At 65.4% G+C, this 17846-nt stretch carries 18 protein-coding genes and 1 other RNA gene; 3 read left to right on the top strand and 16 right to left on the bottom strand.

Annotated features, from left to right (window positions below):
- Positions 1-8 precede the first annotated feature (8 nt).
- The 15 genes from DK926_RS17990 to prfB all read right to left on the bottom strand — a co-directional run bounded on the left by DK926_RS17990 (position 9) and on the right by prfB (position 13663).
- Entirely contained in the window at positions 9-797 is a 789-nt protein-coding gene (locus tag DK926_RS17990; protein ID WP_114331603.1) for a DUF1295 domain-containing protein, read from the bottom strand.
- Positions 794-2101 carry a cyclopropane-fatty-acyl-phospholipid synthase family protein gene (locus DK926_RS17995; protein WP_114331544.1) on the bottom strand — a complete coding sequence of 436 codons (1308 nt, stop codon included), beginning with the start codon at positions 2099-2101 and terminating at the stop codon, positions 794-796. The genes DK926_RS17990 and DK926_RS17995 overlap by 4 nt, the downstream gene beginning before the upstream one ends.
- Complete coding sequence (locus DK926_RS18000; RefSeq protein WP_114331545.1) at positions 2098-3372, bottom strand: cyclopropane-fatty-acyl-phospholipid synthase family protein; 1275 nt, start codon at positions 3370-3372, stop codon at positions 2098-2100. The genes DK926_RS17995 and DK926_RS18000 overlap by 4 nt, the downstream gene beginning before the upstream one ends.
- Complete coding sequence (locus DK926_RS18005; RefSeq protein ID WP_114331546.1) at positions 3369-4109, bottom strand: DUF1365 domain-containing protein; 741 nt, start codon at positions 4107-4109, stop codon at positions 3369-3371. Before DK926_RS18005 ends, DK926_RS18000 begins: the two co-directional genes overlap by 4 nt.
- The gene (locus DK926_RS18010; RefSeq protein WP_207890860.1) at positions 4100-5365 is read right to left on the bottom strand and encodes an FAD-dependent oxidoreductase; all 1266 of its coding nucleotides are present in this window, start codon (positions 5363-5365) and stop codon (positions 4100-4102) included. Before DK926_RS18010 ends, DK926_RS18005 begins: the two co-directional genes overlap by 10 nt.
- A complete protein-coding gene (locus tag DK926_RS18015; RefSeq protein WP_114331547.1) occupies positions 5362-6030 on the bottom strand; it encodes an alpha/beta fold hydrolase in 669 nt (222 codons plus the stop codon). Before DK926_RS18015 ends, DK926_RS18010 begins: the two co-directional genes overlap by 4 nt.
- Positions 6031-6170: 140 nt before the next feature.
- Positions 6171-6541: a transfer-messenger RNA gene (gene ssrA, locus DK926_RS18020) on the bottom strand.
- A 91-nt stretch (positions 6542-6632) separates the two neighbouring features.
- Complete coding sequence (locus DK926_RS18025; protein ID WP_114331548.1) at positions 6633-7997, bottom strand: NAD(P)H-binding protein; 1365 nt, start codon at positions 7995-7997, stop codon at positions 6633-6635.
- 54 nt (positions 7998-8051) lie between these two features.
- Complete coding sequence (locus tag DK926_RS18030) at positions 8052-8903, bottom strand: DMT family transporter (protein WP_114331549.1); 852 nt, start codon at positions 8901-8903, stop codon at positions 8052-8054.
- A gap of 8 nt (positions 8904-8911) precedes the next feature.
- Positions 8912-9385 carry an SsrA-binding protein SmpB gene (gene smpB / locus DK926_RS18035; RefSeq protein ID WP_068421367.1) on the bottom strand — a complete coding sequence of 158 codons (474 nt, stop codon included), beginning with the start codon at positions 9383-9385 and terminating at the stop codon, positions 8912-8914.
- A gap of 87 nt (positions 9386-9472) precedes the next feature.
- The gene (gene ftsX / locus DK926_RS18040; protein WP_114331550.1) at positions 9473-10378 is read right to left on the bottom strand and encodes a permease-like cell division protein FtsX; all 906 of its coding nucleotides are present in this window, start codon (positions 10376-10378) and stop codon (positions 9473-9475) included.
- A gap of 62 nt (positions 10379-10440) precedes the next feature.
- Positions 10441-11130, bottom strand: a complete 690-nt coding sequence (ftsE, locus tag DK926_RS18045) for a cell division ATP-binding protein FtsE (RefSeq protein WP_068421371.1) — start codon at positions 11128-11130, stop codon at positions 10441-10443.
- 47 nt (positions 11131-11177) lie between these two features.
- Entirely contained in the window at positions 11178-11639 is a 462-nt protein-coding gene (locus DK926_RS18050; RefSeq protein WP_114331551.1) for a hypothetical protein, read from the bottom strand.
- Complete coding sequence (locus DK926_RS18055; RefSeq protein WP_068421377.1) at positions 11636-12541, bottom strand: mechanosensitive ion channel family protein; 906 nt, start codon at positions 12539-12541, stop codon at positions 11636-11638. The genes DK926_RS18050 and DK926_RS18055 overlap by 4 nt, the downstream gene beginning before the upstream one ends.
- Before the next feature lie 9 nt (positions 12542-12550).
- Positions 12551-13663 (bottom strand): peptide chain release factor 2, encoded by a 1113-nt coding sequence (prfB, locus tag DK926_RS18060; protein WP_114331605.1) that lies wholly within the window; start codon positions 13661-13663, stop codon positions 12551-12553.
- A gap of 113 nt (positions 13664-13776) precedes the next feature.
- On the opposite strand from prfB, the gene hisN reads away from it, so the two are divergent.
- Positions 13777-14565, top strand: coding sequence for a histidinol-phosphatase (gene hisN / locus DK926_RS18065; RefSeq protein WP_114331552.1), 789 nt, complete (start codon positions 13777-13779; stop codon positions 14563-14565).
- Between the two features lie 3 nt (positions 14566-14568).
- Here hisN and DK926_RS18070 read toward each other — a convergent pair whose 3' ends face one another.
- The gene (locus DK926_RS18070) at positions 14569-14841 is read right to left on the bottom strand and encodes a DUF1304 family protein (protein ID WP_347812647.1); all 273 of its coding nucleotides are present in this window, start codon (positions 14839-14841) and stop codon (positions 14569-14571) included.
- A 220-nt stretch (positions 14842-15061) separates the two neighbouring features.
- Here DK926_RS18070 and DK926_RS18075 point away from each other — a divergent pair, with 220 nt between their 5' ends.
- Positions 15062-16468, top strand: coding sequence for an acyl-CoA dehydrogenase family protein (locus DK926_RS18075; RefSeq protein ID WP_114331606.1), 1407 nt, complete (start codon positions 15062-15064; stop codon positions 16466-16468).
- 39 nt (positions 16469-16507) lie between these two features.
- On the top strand, positions 16508-17731 hold the full coding sequence (locus DK926_RS18080) for an acyl-CoA dehydrogenase family protein (protein WP_068421383.1): 1224 nt from the start codon (positions 16508-16510) through the stop codon (positions 17729-17731).
- The last annotated feature ends 115 nt before the right edge of the window (positions 17732-17846 follow it).

Genomic DNA, 17846 nt, shown 5'->3' on the forward strand with positions numbered 1-17846 from the left:
CGGAGCGGCTACTTCGGAGGGCGCGGAAGGAAGTAGCTGGTCCGCTGCTGGTACTCCTCGTATCCGGGCCGCTGCGACATGCTTTTCTCCAACAATCGGGCACCGGTTGCGAAGACGAGGAAGTACGTCATGGCCACGGGTGACAGCAGCGTGACGACGCCCGGCCACGCCGATGCCGCGATCAGGTAGATGCCCCACCACACGCACGCGTCGCCGAAATAGTTGGGGTGACGCGTCCACGACCAGAGACCGCGGTCCATGATCTTGCCCTTGTTCGACGGGTCGGCCTTGAACGCCTTCAGTTGCGCGTCGCCCGTGGCCTCGAACGTGAGCCCGACCGCCCAGAGGACGATTCCGACGAGTGCAACGACCACGACCGAGCCGTGTGCCACCGAGGACACCTGGATCGGCAGCGACACGAACCACAACGCGAGGGCTTGGGTCAGATAGATCTTGCGCAGCGCATACAGGGTGTGGTTGCCGGATGTCTTCGACAACATCTCCTCGTACCGCGGATCCTCGCCCTCCCCGCGTGAGCGCTGGAACATGTGCGACGCGAGTCGCAGTCCCCAGAGTGCGACGACGGCAGCCAGCACGAGCCGGCGCCACAGCTCACCTGTGCCGACCGCAGCCGCGACGGCCGCGATGAGCACGAAGCCGGCGCCCCACGTCACGTCGACGACGTTGTGCCGACCGATGCGGGACCCGATCACCGCAGTCACGATCATCAGCACCGCGGTCGCAGCAGCACTGCTCAGCGCGACGACCAGGAAATCGGACCATTCGAACGACGTCACGGTCTCGCGCCCACCCACTGCGGGCGCACCATGTCGATGCCGACGTGCCCACGCTCATCCGGTCGCACCGCGAGAATCTGGTCGACGCCCATGCGACCGTCCCGGAACGCCATGCCGCCGCCGACGAGGTAGAGGCGCCAGACCCGGGCGACTTCCTCCCCCACGAGCGCGACGACGTCGTCCCAGCGAGCCTCGAACCGTTCGGTCCACACGTCGACGGTGCGAACGTAGTGTTCCCGCATCGCGTGGACGTCGCGTACCTCGAGCCCGGATTCCTCGATCATCGCGACCGTTCGTCCCACCGGTCGCATGTACATGTCCGGCGCGATGAACGATTCGATGAACGCGCCGCCTCCAGGGTTGTCCCCCTCCTTGCGCGACATCTGCTGCACGAGCACACGTCCGCCGGGTCGGACGTTCGAGAACAGCGCAGCCGCGTACGTCGGATAATTCTTCTCGCCGACGTGCTCACCCATCTCGATCGACGCGACGGCGTCGAACGGGCCGTCCGGGATCTCGCGGTAGTCCTGAATCCTGATCTCGACACGGTCCTGCAGTCCGCGGTTCGCGATGCGCTTGTCCACGAACGCTTTCTGCTCCCGCGAGATCGTGACGCCGACGACGCGTGCGTCGTAGTGCTCGGCGGCATGCAGACTCAGTGACCCCCAACCACATCCGACGTCGAGGAACCGCTGCCCCGGTGCGGCGTCGAGCCCGATCTTGCGACAGACCAGATCGAGCTTGTCCCGCTGGGCGTCGTCGAGGGTGTAGTCCGGTGCATCGGACGTCCAGTAGCCGGACGAGTACGCCATGTGCGAGTCGAGAACCAACTCGTAGAAGTCGTTCGACAGGTCGTAGTGGTGACTGATCGCGGCCCGGTCGCGCAGCAACGAGTGCAGTCGCCCCTTGACGACGGCCTGCGAGCGTGGGGGTGCGAGCGGCTTTCCCAGCGCGCCTAGGTCTTTCGCGAGTTTCGCCAGCTTCGCCAGCGCCGCAGGCGTGGGACGCACAGCCGTCAGATCACGCGAACGCACTTCGGACCACACGTGATCCAGCGCGTCGGCGATACTGCCGTCGACGTCGAGTTCCCCGGTGACGTACGCCTGCGCGGCCCCGAGTTCCCCTGGGCTCCACAGCAATCGACGCAGGACGCTCGGACTGTTCACGCGAACGTGCGGAGCGCTCTCCGGACCCGCGACGCTGCCGTCCCACGCCTCGAGGTGAACGGGAAGCTCGCCCCCGACGAACGGCGCGAGAAGGTCGGCCAGACGTGGCGCGACGCCGGTCGGTGCAGTGGTGTTCATTCGCCTCTCCTTCGATCGAGCACGACTTGTTGGACGTCGAGGTACCCCGACCGGAAGCCTGCCTCGGAATAGCACAGATAGAAATGCCACATTCGGGCGAACACGCTGTCGAATCCGAGTTCGGCGACGTGCTCGGACTTGCGGCCGAACGCTCGATCCCAGTGACGCAACGTGCGAGCGTAGTGATCCCCCATCGACAATCGTTCGCGCACACGCAAGCTCGTGTGCTGCTCGGTCACCTCCTCGATCGCCCGGATCGACGGCAGGAATCCGCCGGGGAAGATGTACTTGTGCACCCACGTGTAGGTGTTCCTGGTGGCGAGCATGCGATCGTGCGGCATCGTGATCGCCTGGATGGCGACGCGTCCGCCCGGCGCGAGAACGCGGTCGATCGTCCGAAAGTACGTGCCCCAGTACTGATGTCCGACGGCCTCGATCATCTCGACCGACACGACCGCGTCGTATTCTCCGTCGACGAGCCGGTAGTCGAGCAGATCCACCTGAACACGCTCGGCACATCCGGCCGCTGCGATGCGCTTGTCCGCCAGGTCTTTCTGTTCGGTCGACAGCGTGACCGACCGCACCGTCGCGCCGCGCCGAGCTGCACGGATCGCGAGTTCGCCCCACCCCGTGCCGATCTCCAGCACACGGGTTCCTTCGCCCACTCCGGCCTTGTCCAGTAGCCGATCGATCTTGCGACGTTGGGCGTCGGCGAGTGATTCCCCGTCGTCGACGGTCCCGGTAGAGGCGAAGAGCGCACTCGAGTACGTCATCGTGTCGTCGAGGAACAACTCGAACAGATCGTTGGACAGGTCGTAGTGCCGCGAGATGTTCGACCGCGTGTTCTTCGTCGTATTGCGCTCGGTGCGTGGCGGTTTCGCAACGTACAGTCCTCGGAGGCGCTGCAGTGACGTCGGAATCAGGGTGGCCATGCGCGTCGCGAAGACCTCGAGAACGGCAGTGAGGTCCTCGGCGTCCCAGTCCCCCGCCATGTACGCCTCGCCGAACCCGATGAGTCCACTGTCTCCGACACGGGCGGCGAAGTCCGCCGACCGCCTTATCGTCATCAGCGGCGATTCCGCGGTACCACCACCGATCAGCGTGCCGTCCTGCAGAAGGACCCTGATCGGAAGGCGGTTCACCGCACGGCGGAACAGAGCATCCGCGATGGGCCCGGCAACCGTGGCCTTCACCCCGGCAGGGGCACACGCGATCCCAGGCCACACGTCGCGGTCGATGGTCGAGACGTGTCGCGTCAGCGTTGTCGTCATCCGATTGCCTTTCCTACTGTCGAAACACGCGGGCGTGGACGGATGGGAAGTCCCCTCGCCCACAGACGAATTCCTTGAAGTCGTATCTGCATCACCACCCGCAGCGGCGCGAGCGGTACCGCGACTGCGGATTTCACGGCTGCACGGGTATCTGCTTCACGACGCGAGCCCGAAACGGTGGCGACGAAGGGCGGCGACCCTTCTCGCTCGAGCACGATCGACAGCCGAAGCGCGTCGTCGGGTTCGGGGAGCCGCATCCGATACTCACCGTCGACGTCGTTGAACGGAGACACGTAGAACTCCTTGCGCGTACGCGCACGGCCGGTGGCGTCCGTGTGGAGCAGGTATGCGTACCGTTCGCCGTACGTGTTGTGCACTTCGGCGACGACACACCTCACGTTCCCCTCCGGGTCGTGGCACCAGAACACACTGAGCGGGTTGAACGTGTGCCCGAGCACCCGGGCGTTGGCCAACATCGTGATTCGTCCGCCACGTAGATCGATGTCGTGTTCGGCGAGGAACGCGTCGATGTTCGCGCGGATGGACTTCGTCGGGTCGCCGATGTGGTCGCGGGGATCGAACACCGCCAACGGCCGCGCCATCCGATGCAAGCGAGGCAGGTCGTCGAGGTCTACGAACCAGCTGTAGCTCCTGTATCGAAACCTGTTCCGAAGCGGCCCTGTCCGTACGTGCTCGATCGTGGTCGAGTAGATGGCGTTCGACGCCGTCACGTCCATCGTCCGCCGAGCCGTTCCGCCGCGGAGAGCCCCGATCTCGCGCCGTCCTCGTGGAAACCCCAGCCGTGGTAGGCACCCGCGAACGCGACGGTGTCGCTGTCCAGTTCGGGAAGCCGTCGCTGCGCCGCAAGAGATTCCGGCGTGTACTGCGGATGCTCGTAGGTCATCTCGTCCACCACCTTCCGAGGATCGACGAGATGAGATCCGCCCAACGTCACCAGGTATCGACGCGGTCCGCCGAGTCGCTGCAGTCGAGTCATGTCGTAGCTGACCAGAACGGTGTCCGGTGCGGCACCACAATCGGGAATTCGGTAGTTCCACGACGCACGCGCCCGCTCCGTCGTCGGCAGTACCGATTCGTCGGAATGCAGTTGAGTTCGGTTGACCGAGTAGGGCATGGCGCCGAGCACCGCGTGTTCGAGTGCAGTGGGCTCGGCCAGGATCTTCAAGGCCTGCTGCGGATGCACCGCCACGACCGCCGCGTCGAACCGTCGTAGCTCGTCACCGTCGTCCCTGATGTCGACGCCGTCGTCGTGGCGATAGACGGCTCGGACCGGCGTGGACACGCGGATCTCGTCGATGCGCTCCGCCACTCGCCGTACGTATTCGACCGATCCGCCGGTGACCGTCCTCCACACCGGCGACCCGGAGACGCTGAGCATTCCGTGGTGGTCGAGGAACGAGAACAGATAACGCGCGGGATAGTTCAGTGCGGTGACCGGGTCACACGACCACACGGCCGACACCAACGGCGCCATGAAGTGCGACGTGAAGTAGTCGGAGAACTTGGCGCGACGAAGAAACCGGTCGAGCGTCTCGTCACGGTCCGGCGAATCGGACTGCAGCAGAGCCGTCGCCTCGCGGTGAAATCGCTTGACCTCCACGAGCATTCCGAGATAACGCGGGCGCGTCGCCGTGCGCACCGACGGCAGAATCCCGCGGAGTCCCTGTCCGCCCGAGTATTCGAGGCCGCAGCCGTCGCATCGGATCGACATGCTCATGTCCGACTCCTGCGTCGGCACCTCGAGTTCGGCGAACAACCGCAGCAGCGTGGGGTACGTGCGGTCGTTGTGCACGATGAAGCCGGTGTCCACTGCGGTCGGCCCGTCCGGACCGTCGACCATGTGCGTGTCCGCGTGCCCACCGAGCCGAGAGTCGGCCTCGAACAACGTCACTCGCGCCGATTTGGTCAACACGTACGCAGCGGTCAGTCCCGCCACGCCGCTACCGACGACGGCGATGGAACGAGTGGTCATCGCGTCGCCTCGTCACGGTCCGTGGTCGACCGTCCGGCGGCGGCCATGACGAACTCCTGCGTGATGCGCACCCATCGGCGCGCACCGCGAATCATGAAGTGCCCGCCCGGCATCGACACGAATCGGGCGTCGACACCCCGCTCGGCGGCAGCCTCGGTTTCGCGGCGCGCCCGCACCGGGTCGGTCCACGTGTCGTCGGCGCCGTGCACGACGCGCACGACCTGGTTCGCTCGCATCGCGTTCAGCTCACCTCCGTCGGGCCACCAGGGCGCCAACGCGACCACGCCACTCACCAGATGATCGTCGGCGACGGCGGCAGCCGTCCGGCCGCCCATGGAATGGCCGACCACCACGACGGGAACGTCCGGATGATCACGGTGAATCTCCCGAAGCGCCCACCGCGCGTCCTGGACGGGGCTCTGCTCCACCCCGTTCCATCCGCGGAATCGGTACTGGAGTTGAGCGACGACGACGCCCTCGGACCGGCCTGCGCGTCGAAGCGCGCACGTGAACTGCCACATGCGAATTCCCGACAGATGCCACGGCCGGCTGCGTCTGACGCTCGACACCTTTCCGCCGTGCAGAACCAGTACGACACACGTCACCGGTGTCGATGACTTCGGTGACGGACCCGTCCACAATCTCGGTCGTGGGCTGTTGCTCATATCCGCTATTCGGCACCGAGGCGGCCCCGGGTTGGGTTCTGTACCGATGTGACGTGGGCTACGTCTGTGGAGACACACAACGAACCCTTACGCACGAAAAAGCCGGGCCGGTGAGCTTTCGCTCTCCGGCCCGGCTGTTTCAGTGGAGCTGCCGGGAATCGAACCCGGGTCCTCCGCTGTATCGGCAGGGCTTCTCCGTGTGCAGTTTGCTATGTCTCTACTTGGATCTCCCGATCTCGCAAACAAGTCAGGATGACGATCCCAGCCACTGTTTGATGTTCCTCACCACTCCGTAGCCGAGTGATTCGGTAAGCCCTCTAGCTGATGCCAGTACCCGGACCGAGGGCGAATCCGGACTGACAGACACGCAGTCGCTACTTAGGCAGCGAGTGCGTAGTCGCGCTGATTGGAATCGGCGCTTATATGTTTGCGATGACGCTTACGGTGGTCTCTCGCCTGCACCGACACGCTTCCCCTGACTCAACATACAGAGTCGAAACCGTTCAGCCCCGTACGTCCCCAGCACCTTGCTCGGGCTGTTCAGTGTAACAAGCGACCCACGAAGAATCATCCCGATATCTCCGCGTGGCCTTCGTCTCCGGTCAGGCCCGGTCGATGTCGCCGACGACCCGAGCCAACATGCGTCCGGTCAGCACCTTGCGGAGCGGGAAGGACCCGTACCAGACCGCCCGGCCGGCGAGACCGCGGGGAAAGTAGTCGATGCGCTGCTCCACACGTGTTCCCCCTCCTGCCGAGGTCGCGCGATAACGGAGCCACGCGGTGCCTGCGATCCGCGCGGTCGAGCGCAACCGAACGTCGTCGGATCCGTCGTCGTCGAGCCGCCAGCCTCTCGTGTCGTCGGAATGGATCACGTCCCCCAGCCTGCGACGAATGACGCTGGGTTCCGTTCCGAGGAATGCACCCTTGACGTCCGAATAGACGACCTCCCCCGCCCAGTGCGGATCCGACGGGAGCGGATCCGAGGGTGCGGTGACCGTATCCGCCCACGACGACTCCGTCTCCCCTTCCTCGATGTTGCGCAACGCAAGGCGAACGGACTCGCGGTAGGGCGTGAGACCTCCCTCCGGCCGATCGACGACGTCGTCGATGTCGTGTTCGTGCGCCACGGCGTCGTACTGGAGCGATTCGATGAGGGGCATCGCGAGTCCACGCGGCATCGGGGTCACCAAACCGATCCAATGCCCGGCGAGCCGCGGGGTGAGTACCGGTAGAACCAGGATGCGTCGCTGGCGAAGTCCCGCGACGTCGGCGTAGATGTTCATCATCTCGCCGTACTCCATGACATCCGGTCCTCCGACGTCGTACGCACGACTCTGCGGCAACGTCGCCTCGGCAGCGCCGAGGAGATAGTGCAGCACGTCCCGTACCGCGATCGGCTGAATTCGGTTGTGCACCCAGCGAGGTGTCGTCATGACCGGGAGGCGGTTCGTCAGGTGCCGGATCATCTCGAACGACGCCGAACCCGACCCGATGACGACGCCTGCCTGCAGCACGAGCGTCGGCGTCGGGGACTCCATGAGAATTCGGCCGACTTCTGCGCGCGACTCCAGATGTGGAGACAGATCGCCGGTCTGCGGATGCAACCCGCCGAGATAGACGATGCGGCCGACGCCCGCATCGGCGGCCACCGTCGCGACGTTCTCCGCGCTTTCCCGTTCGGTTTTCGCGAAGTCGTCGTGACCGGACGTCCCCATGGAGTGCACGAGGTAGTAGACGACGTCGACGTCGGCGAACGCCGACTTCAGCGAATCACGATCTCCGAGATCGCCTCGCGCGACCTCGACCTTCTCGGCCCACGGGACGCCACGAAGCTTGTCGGGGTTACGGGCCAGCACTCGCACCGTGTAGCCGGCGTCGAGCAGTCGTGGGGCGAGCCGGCCACCCAGATAGCCCGTCGCACCGGTGACGAGAACTCTGGAAGGTCGTGGGGTCTGTTCGGCGGTCATTGCGGGTCGATACCCTCGCCGAGCCCGATTCAACCGGGCGTGCGCGCCGCGGCACTAGGCGACGGCGATGAGCCCGACCGCCCCGAGAGCCAACAGCATTCCGGCCTGCTGCAACCGACCGACGCGCTCGCCGAGCATGACCATCGCGAGCATGACGGTCGCCGCCGGGTACAGCGACGCGATGACGCTGACGAGCGACAGCAACCCACCTTGATAGGCGTACAGCAGTGCGGCATTCGCGACGACGTCGAGCACACCGACGAACGCGGCCAACTTCAACACGCTGCCGTGCGGCAGAACGAAATGACGGGACGCCACGGCGACGCACCAGACGACCGCGGTGGCCGACGCCCGCGACGCCGCGAGCGGCCACAGGCCCGTACCGTCCTCGATCTGGTGGAGACAGATGAACGCGATCGCGAACGTCACCCCGGACCCGATCGTCAACCATGCGACCGAACGGGTGAACTTCATCTCGCGGCCGCCCGCCACCTCGCCGGTGGTTTCGTCGGGCGACTCCTTGCTGACGAGAACGACGGCGACGAGCGCCAACGCGATTCCGACGAAGGCGAGCGCGCCGGGTCGCTCGCCGATGGCGAATCCGGCGACGACGGGAATGCCCGCGACGAGCACCGCGGTCAACGGCGACACGACGGCCATGGGCCCGGTCGCGAGTGCCAGGTAGAACCACCAGACGGCCAGTGCACCCGCCACGCCCGACGCGAGACCCCACAGGATCGGCGTCCAGGAGAGCGTCCCTCCGACGAACGGCGCGATCAGGAGGACGACGACGAGCGAGAACGGGTACGACACGATGACGACCCGGAGAGCTGCCACTCGCCTGGACGCGACACCGCCGACGAAATCACTGACCCCGTATCCGACAGCTGCGACCAGAGCGAGCAGAACGGCGGTCAGCGCATACCTTTGATGCGACGCCCGAGCTCGCGGGTCACTTCGCGCTCGGCGGTACGACGCGCCAGATCCTGACGCTTGTCGTAGTCCTGCTTACCCTTGGCCAACGCCAGTTCGACCTTCACCTTGCCGTCGGAGAAGTACATCGACAGCGGCACGAGGGTGAGACTGCCTTCCTTGACCTTGCCGACGAGGCGTTCGATCTCACGCTTGTGCAGCAACAGCTTCCGGGTGCGACGCGGGGCGTGGTTGGTCCAGCTGCCCTGCGTGTACTCGGGGATGTGCAGCCCGCGGAGCCAGATCTCGCCGTCGTCGACCGTCGCGAACGCATCCGCGAGCGACGCCTTGCCCTCTCGCAGACTCTTCACCTCGGTGCCGACCAGCGCGATGCCGGCCTCGTAGACATCGAGAATCGAATAGTTGTGTCGCGCCTTACGATTGGTCGCGATGGCCTTGCGGCCCTTTTCCTTCACTGCAGGGCCCTTTCCTTCCGAGCGCCGTCTAGGTCGTGCACGCGTCGTGCACAACCGCTCCAGCATAGAACTGCACGGCAAGTGGATTTACTCCCGCACGTACAAGCGCAGGGTGATGTACGCCGTGACCGCTGCCATGCCGACGCCGACGAGCACCAGGAAGGGCGAGACGAGCAGTACGTCGCTGTTGGAGATACGGGCAAGGATGTTGGCTTCGTACACCTCGGAGAGCACGTCGTCGATGAAGAGGTTCTTGGCGGTGAACAGTCCGGCGATGGCAAGCACCGATCCGATCAACGCGGCGACGACGGCTTCCAGCAGGAACGGCAGCTGCGTGTACCAGCGGGTGGCGCCGACGAGCCGCATGATGCCGACTTCGGTGCGCCTGGTGAACGCGGCGATCTGCACCATGTTGGCGATCAGAAGAATCGCGGCGATGGCCTGCACGACCGCGATCGCGAACGCCGCGTTGCGCACACCGTTGAGGACACTGAACAACCGCTCGACGAGGTCGCGCTGGTTGAGAACGCTCTGCACGCCGGGCCTGCTGCCGAAGTTGTCGTTGATGACGCCGAAGCGTTCGGGGTCGTTGAGCTTGACCTTGAACGACGCTGGGAAACTGTCCGGACTGACCAACTCCGCGAGTTCGGGCTGATCCTTGAACACGCGCTCGGTGGCGTCCTTCACCGCGTCGTCGCGGTTCAGGTACTGCACGGTCTCGACCGACGGCGTCTGCTCCAGATCGGACCGCAGCGTACGGCAGGTGTCCTGCGCGCAGTCGGGGTCGCCCGACGAGATGTCGTCGGTCAGAAAGATCTGCACCTCGACGCGGTCCAGGAAGATCTGCTGGGTCTTCCCTGCCATCTGCACCACGAGCAGTCCCCCGCCGAACAACCCCAGCGAGATCGCGGTCGTCAGGATCATGGCAATGGTCATGGTGATGTTGCGGCGAAGTCCGGTCAGAACCTCACTGGTGATGAAACTGGCGCGCATCGCGGTATCGGGCCCTTCGGTAGTGCAGAACGAGAATGTCGGCGGGAGTCGGTCCTACGTCTCTACCTACCGACGCCGTAGACGCCGCGGGCCTCGTCGCGCACCACTCGTCCGTTGTCCAACTCGACGACACGTCGACGCATCGAGTCCACGATGTGGTTGTCGTGGGTTGCCATCAACACCGTCGTACCGGTGCGGTTGATGCGTTCGAGCAGCATCATGATGTCCTGGCTCGTATCCGGATCGAGGTTTCCGGTCGGCTCGTCGGCGAGCAGGACCAACGGGCGGTTGACGAACGCGCGTGCGATGGCAACACGCTGCTGTTCTCCGCCGGAGAGTTCCGTGGGAAGCCGGTCGGATTTGCCGCCGAGACCGACCAGATCGAGCACCTCGGGGACCGTACGTTTGATCACCGAGCGGGGCTTGCCGATCACCTCGAGCGCGAAGGCCACGTTCTCGACGACCGTCTTCTTCTGCAGCAACCGGAAGTCCTGGAACACGCACCCCATGCTCTGGCGCAGACGAGGGACGCGGCGCGACGACAGTCGATTCACATGGAAATCGGCGACGTGGATGTCACCCGACGTCGGCGTCTCTTCCTTGAGCAGCAGCCGCATGAACGTGGACTTGCCCGAACCGGACGGACCGATGAGAAAGACGAACTCGCCCTTGTCCACGGATACGGTCACGTCGTCCAGAGCAGGCCTGGTCGACGTCTTGTAGGACTTGGACAGTTTCGTCGTGCTGATCACGGGTCGCCAGTGTAGCCCCTACCGACCGGTAACCGTTTCAGGCTCACTCAGGGCGTGCCCGTCGCGCTCGGCGGCGCAGGTAGCAGCGATCGCAGCTCCGGCGGCACCGTCAGTCCGGGGAGATAGGTGGGGGCGGTGGTCGTCGACGTACCCGTGTCGCTGGTGCCCGTTCCCGGCGCGCCAGGAACCCCTGACGTCGTGGTGGGCACGTCCGTCGGCGTCGGAGAAGCCGTCGTCGTCGGCGCGGGCGGAGTCGTCGTCGTGTACTGCTCGGTGTACTCCTGCTGGGCGCTCGGTCCGGGACTCACCAGCCCGGGGTCGACGGCCGTCGGTCCTGCGGCCGGCGCGTCGTTGCCCTCCTGCAGTTGGTTGTAGAGCAGACCCGTCAACACGAAACACAGTCCCAGAATCGCCGTCGACGTCCGAATGCGGCCGAACAGTTTCGCCGGCGGCCGCCAGGCTCGCCACGACGATCGCTCCTCGGGCTCGGCGACAGGGTTCTCGGTCACAACGGCTCACCTTCGTTACGACTGCGCCCTTCGGCCGCCACCCCTGCCGTCGACACGTCGGGTGTGACGCGAATGCCTTCCGGCTGCAGCGCGGCGGCGACGCGGACGCGTAGTTCACGGCCGACCTGGAACTGTTTGCCCGGCAGTGTTCGGGCCACGAGTCGGACGTTGACCTGATCGACCTCGATGCTCTCCACACCCATGACCGTCGGCTCGTCGAGCAACAACGGCCGCAGGTTCGAGTCCTCGTAGGCGGCGTGCCCGACGCGTCGGAGCACCTCGTTGACACGGTTGAGGTCGGCGACCGACGGCACCGGGACGTCGACGACGGCTCGGGCCCAGTCCTTCGACAGGTTGATGGCCTTCACGATCTGCCCGTTGGGAACGGTGATGACCTCGCCGTCGACGCTGCGGATCCGCGTGACGCGCAGCGTGACGTCCTCGACCGTGCCGACGGCGTCCTCCGCCGACCCCGTGACCGCGATCTGCACGACGTCACCGAACCCGTACTGCCGCTCGGTGATGATGAAGAAGCCCGCGAGAATGTCCTGCACGATGCGCTGCGCACCGAAGCCGAGCGCCGCACCGAGGACCGTCGCCGGAGCTACGAGTCCGGTGACAGCGAAGCCGAGTCGTCGAAGCACCTCGATCGTGACGAGGATGTAGACGATCGTCACGGCGACCCAGGTGATCACCTGCGCGAGAGCGTGCCGATGCTTGGCCGCCTCGGTACGCACGAGCGCGTCGCTGTGCTGATAGTTGGCGTCGATCCGAGACGTGATGCGTGAACCGAGCCAGGAGATGAACCGGGCCAGCAGCACGCCGCCCAGAACGAACAGCACTATTTCGAGCCCGCGAAGACGCAGGTAGAGCGGAACGCCGAAGTCGAGTGCCGAGTTCACCGGGGTGACCTACTCTTCGCCGCGCATCCGCCAGCGGATGCCGGATTCGAGGAAACCGTCGATGTCGCCGTCGAGGACGCTGGACGGGTTGTTGACCTCGTACTCGGTCCGCAGATCCTTGACCATCTGGTACGGATGCAGCACGTAGGACCGCATCTGGTTGCCCCAGGAGCTGCCGCCGTCGCCTTTGAGGGCATCCATCTCTGCGCGCTCTTCCTTGCGCTTGACCTCGAGCAGTTTGGCCTGGAGGACGCGCATCGCGGACACCTTGTTCTGCAACTGCGACTTCTCGTTCTGGCAGGTGACGACGATGCCGGTCGGGATGTGCGTCAGGCGCACCGCCGAGTCGGTCGTGTTGACCGACTGTCCGCCCGGTCCACTGGATCGGTAGACGTCGACGCGGATGTCGCCTTCCGGGATGTCGATGTGATCGGTCGTCTCGACGACGGGAAGTACCTCGACCTCGGCGAAGGACGTCTGACGCCGACCCTGGTTGTCGAACGGGCTGATGCGAACGAGGCGGTGCGTGCCCTGTTCCACCGACAGCGTTCCGTACGTGTAGGGCGCCTTGACCGCGAAGGTCGCGCTCTTGATGCCTGCTTCTTCCGCGTACGACGTGTCGTACACCTCGACGCCGTAGCCGTGCTTCTCCGCCCAGCGGATGTACATACGCATCAGCATCTCGGCCCAGTCGGCCGCGTCGATTCCGCCTGCACCGGACCGGATGTTGACGAGCGCGTCGCGCTGGTCGTACTCACCGGACAGAAGAGTCCGCACCTCGGCCGCCGCGATGTCCTCGCGCAGCGACGCGCGCTCGGTGTCCGCGTCGGCGAGGGCCGACGCCTGCGCGTCGCCCTCCTCGCCCTCCGCGAGTTCGTACAGAACCGGCATGTCCTCCAGCCGTTGACGAAGCTCCTCGACGCGACGCAACTCGGCCTGCGCATGCGACAGCTGACTGGTCACCTGCTGCGCGTGTTCCTGGTCGTTCCAGAGGTCCGGTGACGCGGCCTGGTGTTCGAGTTCGTCGATCCGTCGACGCAGTTCCTCGACATCGAGCACCGACTCGATGGTGGTGAGGGTGATGTCGAGTTCGTTCAGATCTGCGGAGACGTCAGGATGCACGAGATACAAGGTTACCGGCACACCGATCGTGGTCGAACTCGAGTCGTGGTGACTGCTGGTTCCGGCCCGGGACGGGGTGACGACGCGACTGTCACCCTGTCTAGGCTTTCCTGGTGACCTTCTCCGCCGCTGACCTGCAACTCGCACTGTCCCTCGCCGACCAGGCCGACGTCATCACCCGCGATCGATTTCTCGCGCTGGACCTGAAGGTCGACGACAAGCCCGACCTCAGCCCGGTCAGCGACGCCGATCTCGCGGTCGAACGCCATGTGCGCGCCGTGCTGGCCGAACAGCGCCCGGACGACGCCGTCCTCGGTGAGGAATTCGGCGGCGACGCGGTGTTCGAGGGCAGGCAGTGGGTCGTCGATCCCATCGACGGCACCAAGAACTTCGTACGAGGAGTGCCGATCTGGGCGACGCTCATCGCACTACTCGAGGACGGCGTGCCGGTCGTCGGAGTGATCAGCGCCCCAGCCCTGAACCGGCGGTGGTGGGCCGCCGACTCCATGGGCGCGTTCACGTCGTACGACGGCGGCGACGCCCGCCCGATCACGACGTCGTCCGTGCGTGACTTGGGTTCGGCGAGTTTGAGTTTCGCCAGCCTCAGCGGCTGGAAGGACCGCGGGATCCGTGAGCAGTTCGTCGCTCTGACCGATACCGTGTGGAGGACGCGAGGGTACGGCGACTTCTTCTCCTACTGCCTCCTCGCCGAGGGCACGCTGGACATCGCCGCCGAGCCCGAGGTCTCACTGTGGGACCTGGCCCCACTCGACGTTCTCGTCCGCGAGGCGGGCGGGCGTTTCACCGGTCTCGACGGCACCGCCGGACCGCACGGCGGCAGCGCGGTCGCGACGAACGGACTGCTGCACGACGAGGTCCTGGCCGCGCTGCAGCACGGCTGACGCTCAGAACAGAGCCGCGATCACGAGGGCGACGAGCGGAGTGACGCCCTGCGTGACCGCCGCGCGGAAGTACGTGCGTCCACCCGTCGCGAGAACGACGGCCGCGCCGACGATGCTCAGGCACGCGAAGATCACGACGGCGTGGCCTGCAGATCCTCCGACGATCAGGCCGCCGACGATGCCGAGTGCGAGGAAGAGGTTGTAGAAGCCCTGGTTGAAGGCCATCGGCCGGACGGTGTCGGCGTCGGCTTGGCTGGCGACTCCGAATCGCTTCACACCGTAGGCCTGGTCCAGACGACGCTTTCCATGACGAAGATGGCGACGTGGAGCACGGCCGCGAGTGCGGCAAAGATCTGGGCAAGTATCGGCACGGTACGAAATCGTGCCATATCGGCGTTGACGTGCGCGGATGTTCCCGTTCTTACCGGGGAGTAGACAGCTATCTTACTCGGGAGTAAGGTTGGCGGAGTCCGAGCCCGACACCGAGAAACAGCTGGTGATCATGAGCAAGCAAGACAGTGTGATCGAGACGAAGCGCAAGACGCCTCGCGACACATCCGCAATCGGCCTGAACCCGATCAAGCGAGATGCCATCGGCACCGCCATGCGCGTGCTCACGGCCATCACCGGATCGGAACTGGCGGAGAAGTACAAGATCCGGCAGACCATCGATCGCGTCACGTACGAGGGCACCAAGTCGGGGTTCAAGACACTCGGCGCGGCCACACGTACCTTCGCGAAGGTCACCGGCGGCGGCAAGCCCAAGCGCCTCGACGACGCCGCGGTCAAGAACCTCGACTACTTCGACCTGACGCCCGACGACGAGCAGCGCATGATCGTCGAGACGGTCAAGGAATTCGCCGACGAGATCCTGCGCCCTGCCGCGCACGACGCCGATGCCTCCGCGTCGTCACCCGAGGACCTGGTTCGTCGTAGCGCCGAGCTGGGCATCACGCTCATCAACGTTCCCGAGGAGCTCGACGGCGCCGCCAGTGAGCGTGGCGCGGTGACCAACGCCCTCGTCGCCGAGGCCCTCGCACACGGCGACATGGGCCTCGCGCTTCCGATTCTCGCTCCTAGCGGCGTCGCAATTGCATTGACGCAGTGGGGAACCGACGCTCAGCAGCAGACCTACCTCCCGGCGTTCGTCGGCGAGAAGGTCCCGAACGCGGCGGTCGTCGTCAACGAACCTCGTGCACTGTTCGATCCGTTCTCGTTGCAGACCAAGGCTGTTCGCTCCCCCAGCGGATACAAGCTCAACGGAGTCAAGAGCGTCGTGCCTGCCGCGGGCTCGTCCGAGTTGTTCGTGGTGGCCGCCGAGCTCGACGGACGGCCGTCGTTCTTCATCGTCGAATCGGATTCCAAAGGCCTTGTCGTCGAGGCGGATCCGAGCATGGGCCTGCGCGCCGCAGGACTCGGACGGCTGCATCTGACCGATGTAGCCGTTCCCGAATCGGCCCTGCTGGGTGGCGGTGACGCCGACCAGCGTGCGCTCGATTACGCCGACGCCATCAGCCTCGCTCGGCTCGGCTGGTCCTCTCTCGCCGTCGGCACCGGCCAAGCAGTCCTCGACTACGTGATTCCCTACGTCAACGACCGCGTGGCATTCGGCGAACCGATCAGCAACCGACAGGCAGTCGCGTTCATGGTCGCGAACATCGCGATCGAGGTGGACGGTCTGCGTCTGGTCACGCTGCGTGGCGCATCGCGGGCGGAGCAGGGTAAGTCGTTCGCCCGTGAGGCCGCACTCGCACGACGCCTTGCATCCGAGAAGGGCATGCAGATCGGCTCCGACGGAGTGCAGTTGCTGGGTGGCCACGGTTTCACCAAGGAGCACCCGGTGGAGCGTTGGTACCGCGATCTTTGCGCCGTCGGCGTTGCCGAGGGCATCGTACTCATCTGATTCGTCTCAACGCGCGAACGAAAGACTCGAGGACACACGATGATCAATCTCGAACTCCCCAAGAAGCTTCGGGCACAGGCGAATCAGGCACATCAGGTCGCAGCCGAGATCTTCCGGCCCATCTCCCGTAAGTACGACCTGGCCGAGCACGCCTACCCCGTCGAGCTGGACACGATGGCGTCCATGGTCGAGGGCATGTCCGACGCGGGCAACGAGATCGGCGGGGCCGCAGGCGGACGCGAGAAGGACAGCGAATCCGCCCCGAAGCCGAGCAAGACGGCAAATGCCAACGGCGGCAACATGTCCGCACTCGTCAACGTCATCGAAACATGCTGGGGCGACGTGGGCCTGACGCTGTCCATCCCCTACCAGGGCCTCGGCAACTCGGCCATCGCTGCAGTGTCCACCGACGAACAGCTCGAGCGGTTCGGCAAGGTGTGGGCGTCCATGGCGATCACCGAACCCAGCTTCGGTTCGGATTCGGCCGCCGTCACCACCACCGCCGAGCTCGACGGCGACGAATGGGTGCTCAACGGCGAGAAGATCTACGTCACCGCGGGCGAACGCTCCACCCACATCGTCGTCTGGGCCAGCGTCGACAGGTCCAAGGGCCGCGCGGCGATCAAGTCGTTCGTCGTCCCGCGGGACGCTCCTGGTCTGAGCGTCGCACGACTCGAGCACAAGCTGGGCATCAAGGCGTCCGACACCGCCGCACTGCTGCTGGAGAACTGCCGTATCCCGAAGGACAACCTGCTCGGATCGGCCGAGGTCAACACCGAGAAGGGCTTCGCGGGCGTCATGCAGACGTTCGACAACACGCGCCCGCTCGTCGCAGGCATGGCGATCGGCGTCGCGCGTGCGGCCTTGGAAGAGCTCCGGTCCATTCTCGACGAGGCCGGTGTCGAGATCTCGTACACGACCCCCGCGTACAACCAGCACGCAGCGGCAGCCGAATTCCTGCGTCTCGAAGCCGACTGGGAGGCGTCGCACCTTCTTGCCCTGCGCGCCGCCTGGATGGCGGACAACAAGGAGCCCAACTCTCTGCAGGCGTCCATGGCCAAGGCCAAGGCGGGACGGTCGGCCACCGAGATCACGCTCAAGGCCGTCGAACTCGCCGGCAGCTACGGCTACTCCGAACGACTTCTGCTCGAGAAGTGGAGTCGCGATGCCAAGATTCTCGACATCTTCGAAGGCACACAGCAGATTCAGCAGCTGATCGTCGCCCGTCGCGTACTCGGTAAGACGTCCGCCGAATTGAAGTAGCAGAACCGACCGACGAGAGCCCGCTGCATCCGTGCCGCGGGCTCTCGTCGTTTCTCCGAAGTTTTTTCTCAGCCGTGTCGAAAGCGCAGCATTCCGTTCGTCTTACATCATGTAA

The organism is Rhodococcus sp. Eu-32 (assembly GCF_003336925.1).
GTDB classification, from domain to species: Bacteria; Actinomycetota; Actinomycetes; order Mycobacteriales; family Mycobacteriaceae; genus Rhodococcoides; species Rhodococcoides kyotonensis_B.